General features: G+C 56.2%; 25 protein-coding genes. 5 read left to right on the top strand and 20 right to left on the bottom strand.

What is annotated here, in order from left to right:
* Positions 1-161: 161 nt before the first annotated feature.
* From KI367_RS25470 to KI367_RS25450, 5 genes are all read right to left on the bottom strand, one after another.
* On the bottom strand, positions 162-794 hold the full coding sequence (locus KI367_RS25470; protein WP_212952887.1) for an SGNH/GDSL hydrolase family protein: 633 nt from the start codon (positions 792-794) through the stop codon (positions 162-164).
* Between the two features lie 128 nt (positions 795-922).
* The gene (locus KI367_RS25465; protein WP_212952884.1) at positions 923-3169 is read right to left on the bottom strand and encodes a carboxypeptidase-like regulatory domain-containing protein; all 2247 of its coding nucleotides are present in this window, start codon (positions 3167-3169) and stop codon (positions 923-925) included.
* Entirely contained in the window at positions 3147-3497 is a 351-nt protein-coding gene (locus tag KI367_RS25460) for a hypothetical protein (protein ID WP_212952881.1), read from the bottom strand. The genes KI367_RS25465 and KI367_RS25460 overlap by 23 nt, the downstream gene beginning before the upstream one ends.
* The gene (locus tag KI367_RS25455; RefSeq protein ID WP_212952879.1) at positions 3488-4060 is read right to left on the bottom strand and encodes an RNA polymerase sigma factor; all 573 of its coding nucleotides are present in this window, start codon (positions 4058-4060) and stop codon (positions 3488-3490) included. Before KI367_RS25455 ends, KI367_RS25460 begins: the two co-directional genes overlap by 10 nt.
* A gap of 128 nt (positions 4061-4188) precedes the next feature.
* The gene (locus KI367_RS25450; protein WP_212952875.1) at positions 4189-4623 is read right to left on the bottom strand and encodes a GNAT family N-acetyltransferase; all 435 of its coding nucleotides are present in this window, start codon (positions 4621-4623) and stop codon (positions 4189-4191) included.
* Positions 4624-4861: 238 nt separating this feature from the next.
* On the opposite strand from KI367_RS25450, the gene KI367_RS25445 reads away from it, so the two are divergent.
* The gene (locus KI367_RS25445; RefSeq protein ID WP_212952873.1) at positions 4862-6058 is read left to right on the top strand and encodes an MFS transporter; all 1197 of its coding nucleotides are present in this window, start codon (positions 4862-4864) and stop codon (positions 6056-6058) included.
* Between the two features lie 197 nt (positions 6059-6255).
* On the opposite strand, the gene fabF is transcribed toward KI367_RS25445, so the two are convergent.
* Complete coding sequence (fabF, locus tag KI367_RS25440) at positions 6256-7494, bottom strand: beta-ketoacyl-ACP synthase II (protein ID WP_212952870.1); 1239 nt, start codon at positions 7492-7494, stop codon at positions 6256-6258.
* 144 nt (positions 7495-7638) lie between these two features.
* On the opposite strand from fabF, the gene KI367_RS25435 reads away from it, so the two are divergent.
* Positions 7639-8484, top strand: a complete 846-nt coding sequence (locus tag KI367_RS25435; RefSeq protein ID WP_036711756.1) for a helix-turn-helix transcriptional regulator — start codon at positions 7639-7641, stop codon at positions 8482-8484.
* 29 nt (positions 8485-8513) lie between these two features.
* On the top strand, positions 8514-8813 hold the full coding sequence (locus tag KI367_RS25430; RefSeq protein WP_036711753.1) for a hypothetical protein: 300 nt from the start codon (positions 8514-8516) through the stop codon (positions 8811-8813).
* A 119-nt stretch (positions 8814-8932) separates the two neighbouring features.
* Here KI367_RS25430 and KI367_RS25425 read toward each other — a convergent pair whose 3' ends face one another.
* Positions 8933-9400 carry a MarR family winged helix-turn-helix transcriptional regulator gene (locus KI367_RS25425; protein ID WP_212952866.1) on the bottom strand — a complete coding sequence of 156 codons (468 nt, stop codon included), beginning with the start codon at positions 9398-9400 and terminating at the stop codon, positions 8933-8935.
* A 69-nt stretch (positions 9401-9469) separates the two neighbouring features.
* Positions 9470-10144, bottom strand: coding sequence for a ribose-5-phosphate isomerase RpiA (gene rpiA, locus KI367_RS25420; protein ID WP_212952863.1), 675 nt, complete (start codon positions 10142-10144; stop codon positions 9470-9472).
* 108 nt (positions 10145-10252) lie between these two features.
* Between rpiA and KI367_RS25415 the strand changes: the two genes are divergently transcribed.
* Entirely contained in the window at positions 10253-10450 is a 198-nt protein-coding gene (locus KI367_RS25415; protein ID WP_036711750.1) for a hypothetical protein, read from the top strand.
* 163 nt (positions 10451-10613) lie between these two features.
* On the opposite strand, the gene KI367_RS25410 is transcribed toward KI367_RS25415, so the two are convergent.
* From KI367_RS25410 to KI367_RS25355, 12 genes are all read right to left on the bottom strand, one after another.
* On the bottom strand, positions 10614-10928 hold the full coding sequence (locus tag KI367_RS25410) for a hypothetical protein (RefSeq protein WP_036711747.1): 315 nt from the start codon (positions 10926-10928) through the stop codon (positions 10614-10616).
* A 26-nt stretch (positions 10929-10954) separates the two neighbouring features.
* Positions 10955-11395 (bottom strand): hypothetical protein, encoded by a 441-nt coding sequence (locus tag KI367_RS25405; protein ID WP_212952859.1) that lies wholly within the window; start codon positions 11393-11395, stop codon positions 10955-10957.
* 40 nt (positions 11396-11435) lie between these two features.
* Positions 11436-11960 carry a GNAT family N-acetyltransferase gene (locus KI367_RS25400; protein ID WP_306433262.1) on the bottom strand — a complete coding sequence of 175 codons (525 nt, stop codon included), beginning with the start codon at positions 11958-11960 and terminating at the stop codon, positions 11436-11438.
* Between the two features lie 227 nt (positions 11961-12187).
* Entirely contained in the window at positions 12188-13105 is a 918-nt protein-coding gene (locus KI367_RS25395; RefSeq protein WP_212952856.1) for an EamA family transporter, read from the bottom strand.
* Positions 13106-13327: 222 nt separating this feature from the next.
* Entirely contained in the window at positions 13328-13897 is a 570-nt protein-coding gene (gene nrdG, locus KI367_RS25390; RefSeq protein ID WP_246537296.1) for an anaerobic ribonucleoside-triphosphate reductase activating protein, read from the bottom strand.
* Between the two features lie 15 nt (positions 13898-13912).
* A complete protein-coding gene (locus KI367_RS25385) occupies positions 13913-15775 on the bottom strand; it encodes an anaerobic ribonucleoside triphosphate reductase (protein ID WP_212952853.1) in 1863 nt (620 codons plus the stop codon).
* A 116-nt stretch (positions 15776-15891) separates the two neighbouring features.
* Entirely contained in the window at positions 15892-16830 is a 939-nt protein-coding gene (locus KI367_RS25380) for a GNAT family N-acetyltransferase (protein ID WP_212952852.1), read from the bottom strand.
* Positions 16831-17010: 180 nt separating this feature from the next.
* The gene (locus tag KI367_RS25375; protein WP_246537292.1) at positions 17011-17571 is read right to left on the bottom strand and encodes a GNAT family N-acetyltransferase; all 561 of its coding nucleotides are present in this window, start codon (positions 17569-17571) and stop codon (positions 17011-17013) included.
* Positions 17568-18029 (bottom strand): DinB family protein, encoded by a 462-nt coding sequence (locus KI367_RS25370; RefSeq protein ID WP_212952850.1) that lies wholly within the window; start codon positions 18027-18029, stop codon positions 17568-17570. The genes KI367_RS25375 and KI367_RS25370 overlap by 4 nt, the downstream gene beginning before the upstream one ends.
* On the bottom strand, positions 18026-18241 hold the full coding sequence (locus KI367_RS25365) for a hypothetical protein (RefSeq protein WP_212952847.1): 216 nt from the start codon (positions 18239-18241) through the stop codon (positions 18026-18028). The genes KI367_RS25370 and KI367_RS25365 overlap by 4 nt, the downstream gene beginning before the upstream one ends.
* Before the next feature lie 21 nt (positions 18242-18262).
* On the bottom strand, positions 18263-19075 hold the full coding sequence (locus tag KI367_RS25360; RefSeq protein WP_212952845.1) for an efflux permease Rv1217c-related protein: 813 nt from the start codon (positions 19073-19075) through the stop codon (positions 18263-18265).
* A gap of 1 nt (position 19076) precedes the next feature.
* Positions 19077-19961 (bottom strand): ABC transporter ATP-binding protein, encoded by an 885-nt coding sequence (locus KI367_RS25355; protein WP_212952841.1) that lies wholly within the window; start codon positions 19959-19961, stop codon positions 19077-19079.
* A gap of 168 nt (positions 19962-20129) precedes the next feature.
* On the opposite strand from KI367_RS25355, the gene KI367_RS25350 reads away from it, so the two are divergent.
* Entirely contained in the window at positions 20130-20732 is a 603-nt protein-coding gene (locus KI367_RS25350; protein WP_212952838.1) for a TetR/AcrR family transcriptional regulator, read from the top strand.
* Positions 20733-20917 lie beyond the last annotated feature (185 nt).

The following is a 20917-nucleotide window of genomic DNA, read 5'->3' as shown; positions in this document are numbered from 1 at the left end:
GCCTCGTCGGTCACTGAAGTAGGGTTCTCAGAGCGCTTTAAATCGATTTTTATTTTAAAAGATATGATTCCCCATATAAAAAATAGAGTGTCGAAAAGTCCGTTGGACTTTCTCGACACTCTGAGACCTCGGAAAGGTCTGTTTTTCATTGGACCCAAGCATCAGCCCAGCGGATGGTACCCAAGCAGGTGCAAATGTTCGGCAATCACTTTGTAGCCTCTTCCGTTCGGATGAAAATGGTCGAAAGACAAAAGCTCCCTTTCCCGTCCGTAAAAGGAAGAAAATATGTTGGCCGCGGCATACCCGCTTCCCCAATAACCGTTGAGGTAGCCGTTAAATTGCTGAACCCATTGCGTGGCTGCCCCCACCTGGGGGTAGGGGTTATAGAGACCGACCGCCCGAACGATGTACGGCGTTCTGCTGCCGGATTTCAGCTGGTAGATCGACTGCATGATGCCGGAAAAATTGGACTCGCACTGCGACAACGCCTTGTTGAAATGCGAGGCCGCCTGATGGGAAGGCGCGCTTTTCGCCGCCCGGATCAAATCGTTGCCTCCGATCGACACCGTGATGATTTGCGCGTCCTTTAACGAGCTGCGCAGCCTCGGGTTGCGCCTCACGTTGTCGTACAATTCCGAGGAGGTCAGCCCGTTGATTCCCCAATTTTCATAGACCACCGGTTCCCCGATTTTCTGCTGCGCCAATCTCCGGTATACCGGCGCAAAGCCGTTTCCGGGCATCGCGCCGAAACCGACCGTCAGCGAGTCGCCGATCGCCGTGTATGAAATCGCCACAACCTTCGCCTCCTTCCCGTTTCCTCGTACTTCATCATTGTATGTGCCGGGAAGGGGCGTTGAAAGGGACAATATCCGGGGACAGGGAGAAGATCTCGCGAAAATCGGCGCAGGCCCAAACGCCAGGTTTATTTGACTTGCTTCAGCTGCTCGAAAAACCGGTTCATGGCGGGGGAGGAGGAACTTGAGCGCTCCCCTCCCGCTTCCCCGCCGCGAACGTACAGGCCGGCCCGTTGCCGCAGCGTCTGGAAATATCCGTCTTGTCCCGCCGCTTCCCGTTTCATCGCAAGGAGCAGCTCATCCCAATGGATCGGACCGGAATAGGACATCCGGTCAGGGTACTTTTCCGCCAAAGCCGCCGCTGTCTCCAGCGGGCTGCCGCGGGCAATCGTTAAGGCGATGTACGCGCCGATGAACCGGTGCGACGGATCGTTTTCGAGCGATTTTTGAAAAGAAGCCGCTGCCTCATCCCATTTTTGCTGTCTCATGAAAGCGATGGCTCGCGTTCCGTCCCTATAGCCGGTATCCTCCGACGTATCCAGCGCCGCCGCAAGTTCGTCGTACCGGCGATATTCGTCCCAATCGGCCCGATCGAACGCTTGCTGGGCCAACATGTCGTAGTACCAGGCGGCGGGATGCAGTTTCACCAGCTGCCGCAAAAGCCGGGTTTGCTCCGCCAGCAGGCTCTCTTCCGCCTCCCCCGCCCCTTTCCCCTCCAGCATCATGGTTCCCTGCAGCAGCCTGATAATCATATGCAAGCTATGGGCATCGTCGGGATCTTTGCGGTAATCCGCCCGATACATCGCTTCCGCCTTTTTCAAGTCCCCGCTGAGAAGCGTTCTGTCGGCCTCCGTCATCTCCCGCGCTTTCAAATAAAAAAACGGCAGACGGTCCGTCAAGCGTTCGTCCAAACGGTATCCGCCGCTGCGGGTCAGCATCCGGCCTCCCGCATCGTAAGCCGCGACGTCCCAGGTCATCTGGTTGTCCGTATTGGCATATCCGAGCAGGGACAACGGATCAATCGTCAGCTGGCCGCTGCCTTCGGAAAATCCGCTGATCCCCGTATATTCATAATAAAGATCATCCGCCTGGATCCGGACTTCGGGCACCGATATTCCCCGGCGGACGACACGGCTCGTCGAACCCGACTTCAGCTTTATTCCGACGCTGAGGTTATAATACGCCGCTCCCTGAACCGGCTCCCAGGCAAAGGCAATGCTGCTGTCCTTTACGATGGCATTGTTCACGGGTTCCCGGAGTTCGAGCAGCGGCTGAAACGTAACGTTCTCCACCGCCGCCTGCTGCCCGTTCAGGTCGATCCAGCCTCCATCGCGTTGTTCCGGCCACGTCCAGCCGTTCAACTGGCTTGCGTTCACCCCAAGATAGAGTTTGTAACGGCCGGGAACCACCCCTTTAAAAGCGTACTCTCCCTTTTCGTTGGTGATCGTCTGGTAGGGTTCAAAACCCGCCATGCTGTGGTTCAAATCATCGTCTCTCCGCAAAAATACGCCCGCGTAAGCCAAAGGCTCCCCATTTGCTTTCGCGATCGTGCCCGACACGTCGGTTAAGCCGGCCGGACGGCCCGAAGCGATCTTTTTTAAACGGTCCGTGATGCCCCGAAGCTCCTCTTTTTGGATTTGGACGGCCTGCCCGCTTGTCATGCGGCTGCTTTTTTGTTCCAAATCCGACCGGAGCAGCTCCAGCGTTTGGGGAACCTCCCCTTTTTCGATCGCATACTGCGCGAGCAGCTCGGACATGCGCACAAGGATATCATCGTTTGCTGCGTTCCTGTCGATTATTTCCGCGCACAACTTCAGCAGCGTATCATATTGTTTTTGCCCGGCGGCGAGCTGCGCCTGCATGAGCAGAAGTTCGTTGCTTGCGTACACGGCGGTCGAGGAATGCAGCCTTTTACGGGCTTCGGCCAAAACTTTCGCCGCTTTTTCCTGCTGCCCTTCTCCCTGGTAATGATAAGACAGCAGCTTGGCCGCGGCGGCGAGCTCCGGCCCCGGTTTACCCTCCGCAGCATACTGTTCCAAGTAGGGGAGCTTTTCGTCCAAGGAAAAAACGGGCTTTTTGGCGACGTCCACCACGCCTCCGCCGTACATCATGCCGGTCGACTCGATGTACATGTCGTATGCCCGGCTTAAATCGGCGCTGTCGTCTTTCAGCATGTATTCCTCAATGAGCTTCAGCTTTTCTTCCGCGCCGGCCGCCGCGATTTTACGAAGCACCTGCTCCTTCGCTTCCGCGCCGGTTTGACCGGCCCCGGCCATGTTTTGAGGCGGCTTCGCCATGACGGCGACGGCAAGGATGACGGCCAGCAGCAGGCCTGCCCCATACGCCAAATGTTTAATTTTGACCCGGATTTTCAAGCAGGGCAAGCCTCCTTTCGAGATCGTCCTTCCAATATACGCTGCCGGCCTCTTCGACCAGTTCCCGCTTGAAGGCGGTTTCGCTTCCCGGCAAGGGGCCTTTCGGATAAAGTGCCGCGCGATACAAAAAGGCGGCTGTCAATAAAAGCAGCAGCGCTGCGCCAATCGGGACGACCGGCAGTTCAAGCTCCTTGTTCCACCATGCTCTTAACCGTCCGGGCAGCGAATTCGGATGCGTTCTTTCGAGCACGTTTTGCCGGTTGCCGAAGCGAAGGCCTGCAAGCTCCCGGTCCAGCTCCCGTTTTACGTCCGGTCGGTTCAAGTCCAATCGGTCTCCCCCTCCTTCTCCAACGTTTGTTTTAAATAGGCGCGCCCTCGGGCAAGCCTCGCTTTGACCGTGTTCTTGCTCACCTGCAGGTGATCGGCGATTTCGGCAACGCCCATCTCCTGAAAATAATAAAGCGTAATGACCTCGCGGTATTTATAGCTTAGACGGTGCACCGCTTTCGTGAGCCTGCCGCTCCTCCACCGCTGCACAAGCCTTTCTTCGGGCCCCGGCTCCTCTTCTTTCGCCAGCCGCCCGTCCACGTAGGCGGACGGAAACAGATGCCTGAAACTCCAGGTTCGCTGCTTCATGCGGCAGCGGTTGACGACGATGCGAAGCAGCCAGCTTTTGAGCTTCGTATCGTCGCGCAGCTGCCCGATCCGTTCAAAGGCCGCGATAAAGCTGTCCTGCACCGCTTCCTCCGCTTCCTGCCGATCCCGGAGCAGCAAGCAGGCGGTACGCAGCAAATCGTCGCCGTACTGCTGCATCAGCAGCACGAGCGCTTCTTCATCCTTCCGTTTTAAACCCGCTATGATATCCAGTCCGTGTTCCTCCCCCCTTGCCATTAATGATGCGTCCCGGAGCGGATTGGTTGCATGTTTCCGAAAAAAATGTGCTTCTTCCGATTCCCTGCATGAAATACAAAAACCGGCTCCCCAAGAGGAACCGGCTATGTTACACCATCCGAACCAAATTATTCTTCTCCGGGCTCATCCTCGACCTCGAATACGCAGCGGAAGCGCTCCGTACCGGGATACTGCTCGCCCAGGCTGTGCACGATAAAGCCGATGTTCCGGTAAAAATCGACGGCCTCCTCATCCGTTTCGGCGATCACCCGCTCCGGCTTTTCCTTCGTCATGGCCTCCAAAATCATCCCTCGGCCATACCCCAGGCCCCGATTTTCGGGAATGACGGAAATATGGCGAATCACGAGGTCATTCCCCGACTTTTCGTATCCGATCATCCCGACGAGCAGTTCGCCGTCTTCATAGCCGTACAGCTGCCAGGCGTCGTTGCTTTCATAGGCTTGGACGGCCTCCTCGACCGACCGGTCATCCGGAAACACCGCGTAGGAAAACAGCTCGGCCACCTGCGGTTTGCGTATGTATGATTTAATGTTCAACAGCATGTTCAAAACCTCCACATCATCCACTTCATCTTTCAATTCATTGAGTTACTTTAACCCGCCGCGGCAAAAATTTCAACTTTAACATGCTGAAAATTCTCCCGGTTCCCGAAAACGATAAGCTTCAGGCATGAATGCGATGCTGGACCGATATTGAAAACAGCTTGCAAACAGGCGTACACTGGGTTAAGAAAACAATTGATTCGTTTTCAACTTTTTTCATGGAAAGAGGCTTTGCATCATGAGTTATATCCAGCATGGCACGTCCGCATTCCGCAAAACGAGTTTGGCCCTCTTCGCGGGAGGTTTTAACACGTTCGCCATCCTCTATTATACCCAGCCGTTGATGCCCGAGTTCTCCAGGGAATTCGGCATTTCCCCGGTGACGGCCAGCCTGTCGCTGTCGCTGACGACGCTGGTGCTGGCGTTCAGCATGATCGTCGTCGGCTCCCTCAGCGAATCTTGGGGCCGCAAGCCGGTAATGACGGTCGCCATGATTGCCGCGTCCGTTCTGACGCTTGCCACGGCATTCGCGCCCAATTTTCATACGCTGCTCGTCTTCCGCATCGTACTCGGAGCCGTGTTGGCCGGCCTTCCCGCCATCGCCATGGCCTATCTGGGCGAAGAGATCGCCCCTGGCAGCCTCGGGGCCGTCATGGGACTGTACATTAGCGGCAACTCCATCGGCGGCATGGGCGGCCGCGTCATTACCGGCGCATTGACGGATCTGTGGAATTGGCGCATCGCCATCGCCGCCATCGGGTTGCTCGGGTTGACATTCAGCCTGGTTTTCCTGTTTCTGCTTCCGCCGTCGCGCCATTTCGAAGCCCGCCCGCTGCGCTTCAAATCGCTGCTTCGTTCGCTTGGAAGCCAGTTCAAAGATCCCGGCCTCCTCATTCTATACGCGCTTGGCTTTTTGCTTATGGGAAGCTTCGTTTCGCTATACAATTATATCGGTTACCAACTGATCGCTCCGCCTTATTCCCTCAGCCAGACGCTGGTCGGATTTATTTTTGTCGTTTATATCGCGGGGACCTTCAGCTCCACCTGGATGGGAAAAATGGCCGACGCGCACGGCAGGCCGCTCATGTTATGGATAGGGCTGGCCGTTTTTCTTTGCGGAGCGCTGCTGACGCTTAGTCCGCTGCTGGTCATAAAAATCGCGGGCATCATCATGTTCACCTTCGGATTTTTCGGTTCGCATTCGATCGCCAGCTCCTGGATCGGTATCCGGGCCAAACGCGAAAAAGCGCAGGCCTCTTCGCTTTATTTGTTTTTTTATTACGCAGGTTCGAGCGTCGGGGGGACGCTTGGCGGCACGTTCTGGGGCGCGTACGGCTGGCACGGCGTGGTGGACATGATCGCGGGTTTCCTCGTAACCGCCTTGTGTCTGTCTTTGCTGCTTGCCCGCCTCCATCGCCGCCAAGCCGCCGCCTAAGCTTCCGTTATGCGATGATTTTCGGCGCGAAAAAGCCGGGTAGAAAAGGGGACCGCCCGCTCTACCCGGCTTTTTGTTCACATCATGTTAAAAGAGGACAAATTATCGCGGCAACCTCGTCATCCTTTGCATGTGAAAATCCGGTCACCTAACATCCTGCAAGGGCTGCTCCGTAGAAACGGCGCCTGCCTTTCGGTTTAGGGCGCGAATTTCTCGAGCACGATGACGGCATTATGGCCGCCAAAACCGAAGGAATTGGATATGCCGATGCGCACGTCCTTCCTCCGGGCTTCGTTCGGCACGAAATCCAAATCGCATTCCGGATCGGCCGTTTCCTGATTGATCGTCGGCGGGATGCGGCCGTCCCGGATCATTTGCACCAGCGCGATCGCTTCCACGCCGCCGGCGGCCCCGAACATATGGCCGATCATCGATTTGTTGGCGGTTACCGGGATCCGGTAAGCCTCTTCCCCGAACAGCCGCTTGATGGCCGCCACCTCGGACCGGTCGCCGACCTGCGTGCTCGTTGCATGCGCGCTGATGACGTCGACGTTGGCCGGCTCGACGCCGGCCTCCTGAAGCGCAAGCTTCATCGCCAGATAAGCCCCTTTCCCCTCGGGATGGGAAGCCACCACATGGTATGCATCGGAGGTCGCGCCGTAGCCGGTCACTTCCGCATAAATTTGCGCGCCGCGCTTTTGTGCGTGGGACAAGCTCTCCAGCACCAAAATGCCGGCGCCTTCCGCCATGACAAACCCGTCGCGCCCGGCGTCGAACGGCCTGCTGGCACGGGCCGGATCGCCATCCCATCCGGACAGCGCGGTCGCGTTGCCGAATCCGGCCATCGAAATTTCCGAGATCGCCGCCTCGGCTCCGCCGGCCAGAATGACGTCGGCTCCGCCCGCCCGAATCAGCCGGAACGCTTCCCCGATGGCCGTGTTGCCGATCGAACAAGCCGTCACGGGCGACAGGGTTGGCCCCTCCGCTCCCGTGCGAATGCTGATCATCGCCGCCGCCATATTGGAGATCATCATCGGCACCAGCAGCGGACTGACGCGGGAAACGCCGCGCGTGCGAAGAACCTCCGCCTGCTCCATCAAAGTCGAAATGCCGCCGATGCCGGAGCCGACATAAACGCCCATTCGTTCCTTATTCACCTGATCAAGCTTAAGGCCCGCATCCTGAATCGCATCTTCGGCGGCGGCAAGCGCAAACTGGCAAAAGCGGTCCATCCGCCGCGCTTCTTTCCTGCCGAAACGGGCGTCGGCGTCAAAATCGCGTACCACGCCCGCCAGCGAAGTTTTCATAACGGACGTATCCCAGGCATCGACCTTGGAAATCCCGGATGTTCCTTGCAGCAGCGCGTTCCAAAAAGACGGCACGTCATTGCCCAGCGGCGAGACCAGCCCTGCTCCCGTAATAACGACTCTTTCCATATCCTGATTCCTCCCTGTGCAATCTTTATGGAAATATCTTTTCACAGGTGTTATCCTATTACAAGTTGTTGTTTATCCTAGTATAATGAATACTATGCATGTACTTTGGAAAGCTTGGCCGTGCAACAAGAGAGGAGGAACGCCATGAATCGCGATACCCGCCTTAAGGCGCTTTCGGCCTTCCTGACCGAGCAGCGCGCCAAAATCCAGCCCGAAACGGTCGGATTGCCGGCCGGCGGAAGGCGGCGCACCCCCGGGCTGCGCAGGGAGGAAGTCGCCCAATTGGCCGGCGTCAGCAGCACCTGGTATACATGGCTGGAGCAGGGCCGGGACATCAACGTTTCATCATCGGTGCTCGACTGCATCGCCGCCGCCCTGCGCTTGACGCCCGACGAACGCAAGTATCTGTTCGCCTTGGCCATGGAAGCCCCCTCAAGCTCCATAACGACGCAGCAGGAGGAGCCCAAGATCAGCCCTGCGCTGCAAAAAATGGTGGACGAGCTGCATTACTGCCCGACCATCATCTCCGACCGCCACTGCCAGATCGTCGGCTGGAACCGGGCGGCTTCTTACGTCTTCCTTGCCTTCGAGCGCATTCCCGCTGAGCAGCGGAACATGATCCGGCTGCTGTTTACCCGGAAGGAGTTCCGGCGGCTGGCGGTGAACTGGGAGCATTTTGTCATGGGTTTTCTTTCGATTTTCCGTTCCTATTACGGCCAATACGTGGAAGACGCCTGGTACGAGCAGTTTTTGCAGGAAATGGAGCAGGTCGATCCGGAATTTTTGCCCTTATGGAAGCACAGCCAGGTCAGCAGCGCGCCCGAGGTCGTCATCGAATTCCGGCATGCCAAAATGGGGAAAATGCTATTTGACCTGACCTCGCTTCAAGTGCAAGGCAGCGCCGACCTCCGCTGCAGCGTATATACGCCTGCCGCCGGCTCCTCGACGGAAGCCAAGCTGAAGCGGCTGATGAACCAATCGGCGGATTGACGCAAATGATAAGCTGGGGATGATGAACGATGGCTTTTGGCATAAACCGCAAGGAACTGGACGCGTGGAAAAAGGCGGTCAGCCGCGGCGAAATCGCGTTTTTGACCCATTATTGGCTCGATCCGCGTTTCCCCGGCATGACGACCGTGACCAAAGTGGGCTGCTCGGACCTGGAAAGGCTCCGGGCATGGTGCGAGGCGCATGATCTGCCCTCCCGGTACATCCACAACCGGAACCCTTTTCCGCATTTTGATTTGATCGGTCCGAAGCAGAAAGAAATTTTAATCGAGGAAAAGCTTTGGGAACATTTGGAGCGCTTCAACCTGTAAAGGCGTTCGAAGCCGCTGATCGCCAGCGTTTTTTCCTTTCCATTCAACGAAAAACGGCCCGCCGTCCGCTGTCCGATACGCGGCGACGGGCCGTCTTTTGACGTCCTACAAGGGGATTATCATTTTTGGCGTCCGGCTTTGTAGCTCTCTTCGGCAGCATGCCCCAGCTTCTTCAAAAGCTCGACGGCCTGCTTTTTCTCGTCTTCATTAAGCCCTTCGACCGCATGGACGAGCACCTCTTGGTGGCTCGGGAAAATCGACCCGAAGAAAGCGCGCCCTTCGTCCGTCAAATCCGCGAAAATGACGCGGCGGTCATCCGGCGAGGCTCTGCGCACAAGCAGGTTTTTTTTCTGCAGCTTATCGGCTACATAAGTAATGTTTCCGCTGGAAATCAGCACTTTCTCGCCGATCTTTTGCAACGGCTGCGGGCCTTTGTGATACAAAAGATCAAGCACGCCAAATTCGGTGGTATTCAGGCCATGGCTTTGGATATCGCGCGAGGAATGGGCTACGACCGAATTATAAGCGCGTGCGAGTACGATAAATAATTCCAGGGACAATTCGTCATTGTTCATTTTGTCTGCCATACGAGAAACCTCCAAAACTACTATCTTAATATAAAGATAATGGAAACCCGCGCGATTGTCAATGGCCTGCTATTTTTCGGGCGTCATCACCGTTACGGTGCCGTCCTGATGCCCGATCACGGCCCGGGCTGCGAGTCCGATAAACAGGCCGTTATCCACGACGCCGGGCAGCGCGAGCAGCTGCGCATGCAGCTCCGCCGGATGTTCGATCACGCCAAAACGGCAATCGGCAATGTAATTGCCGTTGTCCGTGATGAACAGGCGCTCGCCGTCGGTGCGGAGCATCGGCTTTGCGCCCAGCTTTTCCAGCGCCTCCATCGTCCATTCATTCGCAAAAGGAACGATTTCGACCGGCAGCGGAAAGCTGCCGAGCTTGTCCACGAACTTGCTCTCGTCCGCGATAATAATCAATTCCTTGCTGTGGTACGCAACGATTTTTTCCCGCAGCAGCGCGCCTCCGCCGCCTTTGATCAGATGAAGCTCCCGGTCGAGCTCATCGGCGCCGTCGATCGTCAGATCCAGCCCTGCGATTTGGTCGAAAGGAACCAGCGGAATGCCCTCTTCCTGCGCCAGCTTTTCCGAAGCCTTGGAGGTGGCCACCGCTTGTATGTTCAACCCTGCCCGGACGCGTTCCCCGATTTTACGGATGGCCCAATAAGCCGTCGACCCCGTTCCAAGCCCGATCCGCATCCCGTCTTCCACATATTCCACCGCTTTTTCGGCGGCCAGCTGTTTCATATTCATGCTCCCACGCTCCTCAAACGAGATTCATTTCCTTTTCCGGTCCGTTACAGATCTTGTCCGTAACCTGATATAATCAGACATAAGATGACAATCTTTGGAGGTACCGACATGAGAACCGAAAATCAAATCAAATCCAAAATCAATGAACTTACGCTGCAAAAAAAATCGCTGATGTCCCGCATCGAGTCCGCCGAACAAGGGTCTCCGGCGCATGCGTCGCTGAACGCGCAGCTGCTTCGGCTGGAGGATATGATCAGCATGCTGGAATGGGTGCTGCACGAACCGAGCGGCAGTTACCATATGTAGCCCCCGATTCGGCCGTTGTCAATCCGCTGCCCCCGTCCCCTTAAAGCCGTACACGACCGAATCCGCCGCCAGCGATAAATCCTCTGATCCATCAAAGTGACGGGTTTCAGGCCCGTCTGCCGCCGCCATGCTTCCGCAAAAGCGTCCGCGGCATGGCGAACGGCTACGATGCTTGGGATATGTACATCCTTTCGGCGGTGCAGATGCTCTGGGCAGCCGCGCAGCAAGCTTCCAGCTTTCCCGCCGGCATGCCTTCAGGCACCCCGAAGATCAGTTGGGATTGCGTCTTCATCATGACGAGCAGCGGCTTGTCCCCTTCGCCGACCGAGGCAAGAAAATACGGCCCTTCCGCCTTCTTCTCGAGGACAAGCCTGGACAATACGCCAAGAGGGAGATTGTTTACCGCTTCCTGCTCCATGAGAACCGCCTCCACATGTGCGCGGAAGGCGGACGGGTCCGTAAAATGGCGGAATTGCATTTTTAGGTCCCCCTTTTGGTTGCTTCTTACCGGTTCGCGTTCGCGAGTGAACCCCGCAGTCCCTGCTCAAGCCGGTCCAAGGCCCGGCCTTCCTCGTCGTTCATCACGGCGTCGCGGCTTGCCCTGACCTCGATCATCTCCGCCTTGGACGCCAGATCGGAGCAGGTATGCTCCATGATTTGCACGGCGTGGTCCAGCTTCAGTTCGCCGACCGTGCCGTGAACCCGGCTAAAACGGACTTTTACCGTTCCTTCGGCTTCGCGATAGGCCGCTTCAAGCAGCGTTGCCGCGTTGGCCGCTTCACCGGCCGCAGACTGGCGCTCCAACAACACCGTATAGGACGATACGGCAGGTAGGGTCCCCTTCTTTTCCTTCTGCTCCGCGATAAGTTTGGAATTTCTCCAGGCAAGGAAGCCGGCCCCGGCGAGAATCAGTATTCCTAATGCATATCCGATATAAACAATCAAGTCTTCACCTTCATCCGTTTCTTTTCGGCTTGCCTGCCGGTTACAGCTTTTTCAGCATATGGATATCCTCGGGCTCGAGTTCGAACAGTTCTTCATCCACCTGGTCGGCGATTCGGCCGCCGTTGGCCATATAAAAATGAACGGCGGACTCGGTTTCCGTCGAAGAAATGTACAAATAGGACGCCCCGCGCTTGCGCGCCTCGTCGGCAAGCTCCTCCATCAGCTTCGTTCCGATGCCTTGCCTGCGGTACGCGCGGCTGACATACATCAAATCCACCTGCAGCCGGTCCAATTGTTCGCCGCGGAACCGGTGCCCAAGCACGCCGAATCCGACAAGGGCGTCCCCGTCAAAGGCGCCGTAAGCCGCGCCTCCGCTGCGGAGCTCGGCCTCAAAACGTTCGATCATTTCCCGCGTTTGTTCCTCGTCCCAGGACGGGCATTCATGCCCGGCAGGAAGGGCCTCCAGCACGCCGTCTTTCATTTTATAAATGCTTCCGATCGTTTCCGATCTGTCGATTTGCCGAATCAAACCCGATTCATGAAGCTGCAGTTCCCTAATGACCATGATTTGCTTCCTCCAATGCTTATTTTAGATGATCCCTCCTTTTTTCTTCCGTTAGTTTGGAAATGCGATGATTTTTTTTGGAATGACCGTACATCCTCCTTTTTTCTCTCATTATACAAAAAAACGGCCCGCGGCTGAACCAGCCGGAGCCAAAAATAAAAGAAGAATGTCTACACTTATACATTACCCTCCGCGGCGGCCGTTAATCGGGCCTCGGCAAGCCGGGTTCACAAATTCGCCGCGGATTTCTGGGTTTCGTACAGAGGCGGCGTTTTTTTCCTGGAAAACCGGATTTGCGGAATGGCAATCCCGATAAAAATGAGCACGATGCCGAACCATTGCAGGCCGCTAACGTGTTCATGCACGAGAAGGACCGAAGCCACGACGGCCGCGGGCAGCTCGGCGGCGCCAAGAATCGCTCCGGTTCCCGAGCCGACCTTCGGCATGCCGATCGCAAAAAACACGACGGGGATCAAAATGCCGAGGAAGCCCAGCGCGACGCCGTATTTCCATAACCCGTCGACCAGCGCCCCATCCCACAAAAACGAAGGCGAAAATACCGATAACACGATGACGCCGGAGCCCGTCGTCATAAAGAAGCTTTTATTGAAGGCGGGAACCTTCGTTTCGACGCGTCCGCTGACGAACATGTACAGCGCAAACGTAAAGGCCGACAGCAGTCCGAAGATCACGCCCGTCATGTCGAGCGCTCCGCTGCTGGACCCGATGACCCCGCCGGCGAGCAGCGTTCCGCCGATCAGAACGATGATGGAAGCGATCTTGCTTTTGCTCGGAAAACGGCGGTCCGCAACGGCTTCCAGCAGCACGCCGATCCAGGTGAATTGGAATAAAAGCACGACGGCGATCGAGGCAGGCAGCCGTTCGACGGCTTTACCGTAAAACACCGACGTGCCGCTCATGGTGATGCCGACGGCCAGCAACGTCAGCCACTGCTTCGGCGACAGTTTTTTGCGCGAAAACAGAAGCATGAGAATGAGCAAAAACGTCCAGCCGAACACGTATTGCCCGCCCAGCATCTGGCTGACCGTAAAGCCCTCCTTCATGCCGAGCTTCATGATGGATGACAGCACCCCGTAACTGATCGCCCCGATCAATATCAGCAGCGAATATTTGAGTTTGTTCATGCATATAGTCCCCCTTTGATGCAACCTTCCGCAACAACCAAAAGCCCCCCGTCATGGATAGACAGGGGGCGAACGAAACCGGCGGGTTCATACCGCCGTTAAAATTTCGCCACTCGCGAACGAATCGGAGTTTAAGACAGGTGCTGCGTGTCATGTTTAAGTTAAGTATCCTGGTGCTTTCAAGAATGAATATTAAAACATTCTTCCGGGGGCGTCAATGAGTTACGTTACCAGAATAAAGGATGTCCCGCCCGGCGGATCCAGCGGGTAGATCTCTTTCCAACCTCCGCCGCTCCGTTCCCAAATCCGCTGGTTTCGGCTCCCTCTGAACGGAACGGACAAATCCCGCTGCCGAAGGTCGAAACGTCCGTCGACCAGCACGTCGCAGCAGGCAAGAAGTTCCCGTTTATGGCGGTCGCCGCTTGCAAGCAGCTCTTCGAGCGTATAGCCGGTATACGCCCAAATATGCTTCCCTTGGCGCCGCAGCTCCCGGGCGGCCAGGCTCATCCCCCGCGCCTGCAGGAACGGGTCGCCTCCCGACAGCGTGATGTCCGTCAGCGGGTTGCCCGCGGCTTCGCGTACGAGCTCGGCGACGCTCCACCGTTGGCCGCTGCGCAAACGCCAGGATTCCGGGTTATGGCAGCCCGGGCAGCGGTGCGGACAGCCCGCGCAAAAAATGACGGTGCGAAGCCCCTCCCCGTCCACGACGCTGTCATGAATAACGTCCATGATCCATACGTATTCCTCCGGGTTTGGAAGAGCCGCCGAGGAGTCATTCGGATGTTTGCCCATCTCGCCTCACGCTCCTTATCTCCCGTGTTTCAGGCGGTCGGCTTCCTCCGCCCGTTTGGCCGAATTCCATTTGTCCATGTCGCCTACCAGATAGCCGGTAATCCGCCGAATCCGTTCGACCTGGGCGCCGTCGCATGCCGGGCAGCGATCGTCGATGATGCCGCTGAATCCGCATGTTTTGCAGCGGTCGACCGGGTGGTTGATCGAACCGTAGCCGATCCGGTTGTCCGCCATGCACCGCACGATCCGATCCAGCGCGGCCGCGTTGTGAATGACCGATCCGTCCACTTCGACGTACGTAATGTGACCCGCGTTGCAGAGCTCGTGATACGGCGCTTCCAAGCGGATTTTATCCGCCGCCTTGATCGGAAAATAAACGGGAATATGGAACGAATTCGTGTAATAATCCCGGTCGGTAACGCCGGGTATGGCGCCGAACGCGATCCGGTCCTTTTTCACGAATTTCCCCGACAAACCTTCCGCAGGAGTCGCGATCAGCGTAAAATTCAAGCCGCTTTCCTTCGTTTCGCGGTCCATCCGTTCACGCATGCGGCGGATGATCCGAAGCCCCTGCCGCTGAACCTCTTCGCTTTGTCCGTGATGGCGGCCGAAAAGCGCCGTCAAAGCTTCGGCCAAGCCGATGAAACCGACGCTCAGCGTCCCCTGCTTCAGCACGTCGCCAAGCCGGTCGTGAGGCTGGAGGTGCTCCCCGCCCCTCCATACGCCTTGCGAATATAAAAAACGGAAATTCCCGGCCCGCCGGCCCGCCTGGTACCGGAAGCGCTCATGAAGCTGGCGTACCGCCACGTCCATCGCTTCGTCAAGCCGGCGGTCAAACTCTTCCGGACCTGCGGACAAAAGGGCAAGTTTGACCAGATTGACCGTCGTAAACGACAAATTGCCGCGGCCGATGGCGGTTTCCTCCCCGTTCACGTTTCCCATCACGCGCGTCCGGCAGCCCATGTAGCAGACTTCGCTTTCCTTCGTTCCCCGGTCGTAGGCTTTGTTGAACGGCGAATCGAGAAACGCGAAGTTCGGGAACAGCCGGCGGGCGGTCGTTTCCAGCGCGAGCCTGTACAAGTCGTAGTTCGGATCTCCCGGCAGAAAGTTCACTCCTGACTTCACCTTGAAGATCTGGATCGGAAAAATCGGCGTTTCTCCGTGCCCGAGACCCCGCTGGGTCGCCAGCAGCAGCTGCTTGATCAGCATTCTGCCGCATTCGGACGTGTCCGTCCCGTAATTGACCGATATGAAGGGAACCTGGCCGCCGCCCCGCGAATGCATCGAATTGGCATTGTGGATGAACGCCTCGCAGGCCTGGTACACATCCCGTTCGGTCATGCTCCAAGCTTCGCGCTCCCGGTCGAAATCGTCTTGGAGCGGCAGCTCCCGCAGCAAGCGGAGCTTTTTCTCGAAGGTTTTGCGCACGTACGGCGCAAGGTCGGCGTCAAACATCGGGAAAGCTTGTCCGCCGTGCTGCTGGTTCTGGTTGGCCTGCAAAATGATCGAAGCCAGCGCCATGGCGCTTTTGATGTCCTGCGGCTCGCGCATATGGCCATGGCCGGTATTGAACCCGCCCCGGAGCAGCTTGCCGAGCGGAATTTGGCAGCAGGTCGTCGTTCCCGAGGCATAAAAATCAAGATCATGCGGGTAAATCAAATTTTGTTCGATCGCTTCCTTGGCCTCCGGCGACAATAAATGTTCGGCAGCGTACATTTTGGCGCTTTCGCTGGCAAATTTGCTCATCAGCCCCATGGGCGACTTTCCGTCCACGTTCGCGTTTTCCTGAAGCAAATCCGGGTTGCCGTCTTGCAGCATATCGTCAAAGGAACGCCAGAGACGATCGGACGGATCCTTGATGAGATCATTCATTTCCACTTCCTCCTTAAGGCGCAAAATGGGATGGCTAATCCACCCGACACCATATATAGTATTTAATTCGAAAATCAAACACTATATCTATTGTCACACCCCGGAGAAAAGCTATTTCTGCTTTACCGGTCAAACGTCATCGCTGGCCAAAACAAGGGGCCCGGCATAAAGCCCAACCGATGGCATAACGATTCGAGCGGATGGCCGTGCGCGATGCGGGCGCGGAGCATCGGCTCCCCGCGATGCGCCAAAGCGGTCAAAGCCCGCCTCAGCATATTTGTCGCGACCCCTTTGCCTCTAAAACCCGGCCTTACGGCCAGCGCTTCGATCACCGGACAGCCCTCCGAGTACCCGATCAAACAAACGCCGATCAAAGCATGCGTTGCATGGTCATACGCTGCGCCCGAGGCTTCCAGCACGGCTTCCGGACTTTTGGCGGCAAATTCCCGAAGCCGAAGCAGCGTCTCCGGAAAAGACATGGCGCCTCTCTCTCCGGTCTCCCCGCCCTGGGCATGCTTAAACAAAAACAGCCCGGCTTCGCGCTCCAGCTTCAGCCTCGTTTCCCCGGAATCGCACGCGGTTTCCGCCCGGCGCCAAATCATCTCGGGATGCTCGCCTTCGAACACGGCCGTCGGACGCTGCATCCACCGGAATCTGCATGGGTCCGGCCGAAAGCCGGCCCGAATATAGTCGTCGGCGTCGCCGTCCGGGACCTCCATTGCCTGAATCGGCAGCCCGTTGCCGCCTTGCCGCCGCAATGTTTGCGCGATCAGCCGAATCACCTCGGCCCCCCCTTCAAAAGGCGGAACCGTAAAAAAATACCGGAATGCCCAAGGCGACAGGGCCAGCCCGCCGACAACGGTCTGATCTTTGACGAGCCAAAAAGGCTCATCGCCCCCGGAGAGGAAATTTTCCTTCTCCCGGCATCGGAAAGCGATCGTCGCCTGATGATAATAAACGTGAACGTACCGCTCCCATTCCGGGGCATCCGCCCGGCATAAATGAAGCGACTCCGTCAGCTTGAGCGTAGACGCCTTTTTCAGCCATGTCGTGCGATCCATACCCAACGAACCTCCTTCTGCCTTCCGAAAGAAAGCTTCCCTACTAGATTACGTTCCGCATGACCGGTTTCATGCCATTTGGCCGCCGAACCCTCTAATTCTTTGCCGCCGGTTCGCCTGAAACGGCAAAAGGGCCGCACCCTTGTTTGTCTCGATTGGAGACCAAGGATGCAGCCCTCGCTATGTAACTGTTTTTTCGTTCCGGCCGTCCAGTTCGATTAGCCAGCAGTCGCGGTACGCCCCTTCATGCCGTTCATGCCGAGGCAGCAGCTTTTTCCGCACGAACCCGCATTTCTCGTAAACGCGAAGCGCGCGGGTATTCCAGGTTTGCGGGTCCATGACGATCCGGTCGGCCTTCATCTCGCCAAGCAAATATTTCGCCATGGCCCGGATCAGCATCGTACCGATTCCGCGGTTCCAGTAGTCCGGCTCGCCGATAAACTGGTCCATCCCGAAAATGTTCTCCTGCGATCCGGCATAACCGTAAAGTTCCCGTTCTTCCCCATCGATCTCGTAATACTGGATATACCCGATCGGTCGGTTCCCGTACGACACGATGTTTCGGACGATACCGCTATCCTCGGCGTAGAAGTGCTTTTGCACCCGATCCAGGTCATGGGGCTGATCCCGGCCTTCGTAAAATTCCAGCACGCGCGGGTCGCTGAGCCATGCCGCCAGCAGCGCGGCGTCTTCCTCCGCCAAGGGCCTGACCGAAAGCTCTCCTTCGCGGAACAGCATCATGCGAAACTCGCCAAATATGTATGGATTTGAGCCATGTGATGGCGGTCATGTTCGTAAAAATCAAGCAAATATTCGTCCACCGACAGCTTATCTTCATGTCTATGGCCGAATTCGGATTCCGGAATGCCCTCGATGACCTCGACCAGCTGCCTGCGCGCTTCCACGGTTTGCCGGATCAAATCCTGCTTGCTCTGGGTCAGCCCGTAAGCCGCGGCGTCGCGGTTGAACTCGTTGAAATCGAGCGGCTTCAGCGTCATCGGCCGATGCTCCGCCATGGGCCGTAACGCGTTTTCCAGAAAGTACCGGTCCCACAGCATCATATGGCTGATGATGTCGCGCGGCGACCATTTGCCTTCCGCGATCGGCCCCGCCCACTGCTCTTCGCTCAAACGCTCCAGCGATTCGGCGAACCCGACCAGCTCGGCGAAAGCTTCCAGTTTCTCCTGCTTCGTATTCATCGAAATATCCTCCTTACAAAGAAATGGTTGATTCCTTTCCTGATCATACCATTGAATCCGGAACCAGGCAAGAACATTTGTTTGGTTTTTGGCGCGCCAAAGGCTAATGATGGAAGAGATAGCAAAAAAAATTCGGGATAACGGAAAAACGGGCGCACCGTAGCGCAAGATCCGAATGGAACGCCTCCGCCGCCGCCCGCTTCTCCTGTCACGTGCTTCATCCCCCGCTCGAATTACAGCAGCAAATTTCTTTTTCTGAACCAAACGATCCCGGCCGCAAAACCGGCGAAGCCGACCGCCAGCAAAATGAGGACGACCGGCGTCCAATGAACCGTTCCATTGACGATATCCGCGGTGTCAAATAAAGAAAACAAGGAAACATGCTGCATCCAGGAAAGCTTGTCGCTGATTTTGCCCGCCAAATTCAAGCTGAAAAACCCGAATACGATGAACCCGGAGATGCCACGCGCCCTTTTTTCGTCATTCGCAACCGCGGACACCAAAAAGCTGATGCCGCAAACCGCAAAAAACAGCAGGAACGCGCCCAGATTCAGCAGCAAAAACCTTCCGGAGTCGAGCTCGCCGACATCCCCGATAAACAAGGCATACCCGCCGTATCCGGCAAGCGTCGTAACGAGCGAAATGATGAATAATCCCGTCAGCAGGACCACGGCCTGCGTATGAGCCACCTTGATCCGGGTCGTGGGCGCGGCCAGCAAGTAGGCCATCGAGCCTTGATCGACGAGACGGGCCATCAGTTGGGTGGAAGTCGTGATGCTGAAAATGGACAAGATCAGCACGAACAGCAGCCCGTAATATTCGCCGGAAATAAACGACTCGACGCTGCCGAACCCGTTTTCGAGGCTGAACGCCTTGCTTACTCCCTCCGGCATCGCCGCGATGAGCGTATTGAGGTTTTCCGTTTGCGTGGCCATGCTCGGGTAAACCCAAAACATGAGCAAAATATAAAAAGCCGAACCAAACGCGTAACTCGTCATCGTCCGCAGATGATTTTTGAGCATTTGCCCATACAGCGCCGCATTCATGTCAGTTGCCCCCCTTCCGGTCGTAATAATCCATAAAAATGTCCTCCAGGTTTTGCGAAGCCACGTCGATGCTGCGGATCCGGTATTTCGCCGTTTCCTGGACGAACCGGTTATAATCCCCCTGTACCGCGACGCGCACCCGGTTATCTTTGCAGGATTCGATTTTCAGGCCGCTGGCAAGGAACGCATCCCGGTCCCCGGCATCCTCGAAGGAGACCTCGAACAGCTTCCGCTGCTCGGCCTGGAGTTCATGGATGTTTTTTACGGCGATAAGCTTCCCGTCCTTGATAATGGCCGCCCGGTCGCAAGTCCGCTCGATTTCCGGAAAGCTGTGCGAGGACATCAAAAACGTCGTCCCTTTGGCCTTTTCCTCCAGAACAAGCTCGATGAACACCCTTTGCATCAGCGGATCCAGGCCTGAGGTCGGTTCGTCCAATACGATCACCTCGGGTTCATGCATAAAAGCGGCCACGATGCCTACCTTCTGCTTCATGCCCTTGGACATCTTCCGGATCGGCGTGCGGTCATCGAACTGCAGCCGCTCCACGAGCTCGGCCCTGCGCTTCGGATCCACCCCGCCCCGCAGCCTCGACATGAAATCCAGAAAGGTTTTCCCCGTCATGCCCTCCATAAAGGCAATTTCTCCGGGCAAATATCCGACCAGCCTTTGAAATTTTCCTTGATCTTTCCACGTATCAAAATCCCGTATCCGCACGGTTCCCTGTGCCGGTTTCATAAAACCCATGATGTGGCGGATCGTCGTCGATTTGCCCGCCCCGTTCGGACCAAGAAAGCCGAACACTTCCCCTTTTTCCACGGTGAAGGAAATATCGAATATCCCTTTCCCCCCTGGAAATACCTTCGTTACATGTGACACCGTAAGCATAGCCAGCGCCTCCCGCTCGGGAATGAAATTATGAAATATTATATCCAGAATATTTCACAACCAGATCATACGCCGGAATGATATCCCCGTCAATAGAGTTATGAAATATTTTTGTGTTATAATTTCATTATTATGCGGCGAAAGCCGGAAAATGGAGCTGATACAAACGTGAACGGCTTTGAACGAAGAGCACAGCAGATTAAAAACCGCATTAAAGAGACGACATTAAAGATGCTCGCCTCCTGCAGCCCCAAGCAAATCCGCATCGCGGACATCGCCGGGGAAGCCGGCGTTTCCCAGGTGACGATCTATAATTATTTCGGCAGCAAGGAAGCCCTGATCCGGGAAGTATTCCGGGATTACGCCCAAGGCGCCATAGATGAATTCGAATCCGTCGTCCGCGGGAACTCCACGTTGAAGGAAAAGATCGAATACATCATTTTGCAAAAGAAACAAAACTCCCACACCTTCCATCCTTCCGTCCTCGCGGAATTGATGCAGGAGGATCCGGAAATCCGGGAGATCGTCCGCCGGAAATACGAGGAGCAAGGTTTGCCGCTCATGGCGGAACTGGTCGGCAAAGCAAAGGCAAACGGGGAAATTTCGGACGGCATATCGGTCGAAACGGTCATTTTGTATTTGAACATGCTTAACGATTCAGCCGCGCGCATGCTCGAATCGATGCAATACGGTGAAGATCAGGACAAACTCATCGAGGAAATGGTGCATGTGTTTTTTTATGGCATATGTGGTCCCAAGCCCCAAAATTGATTAACAGAACGTAAATTGTATGTTAATTTAGTATTTTCATCGTGTAAAAAAACTTATATAGGGCTTGCTGAATAATCAAAAAATCCTTATCTCACAAGGGTTTAGAGGCACTATTGTCGAATTCATCTGCAAAGAAAACACGGAAAATCGGTAAAAAACCTTGCAGATGGAGTGAGCGAAAGTGT

Origin of the sequence: Paenibacillus cookii (assembly GCF_018333375.1) — a bacterium.
Lineage (GTDB): Bacteria > Bacillota > Bacilli > Paenibacillales > Paenibacillaceae > Paenibacillus_AQ > Paenibacillus_AQ cookii.
Note: the sequence above shows the minus strand (reverse complement) of the source record. Positions and strands in the feature narration are given on the sequence as shown.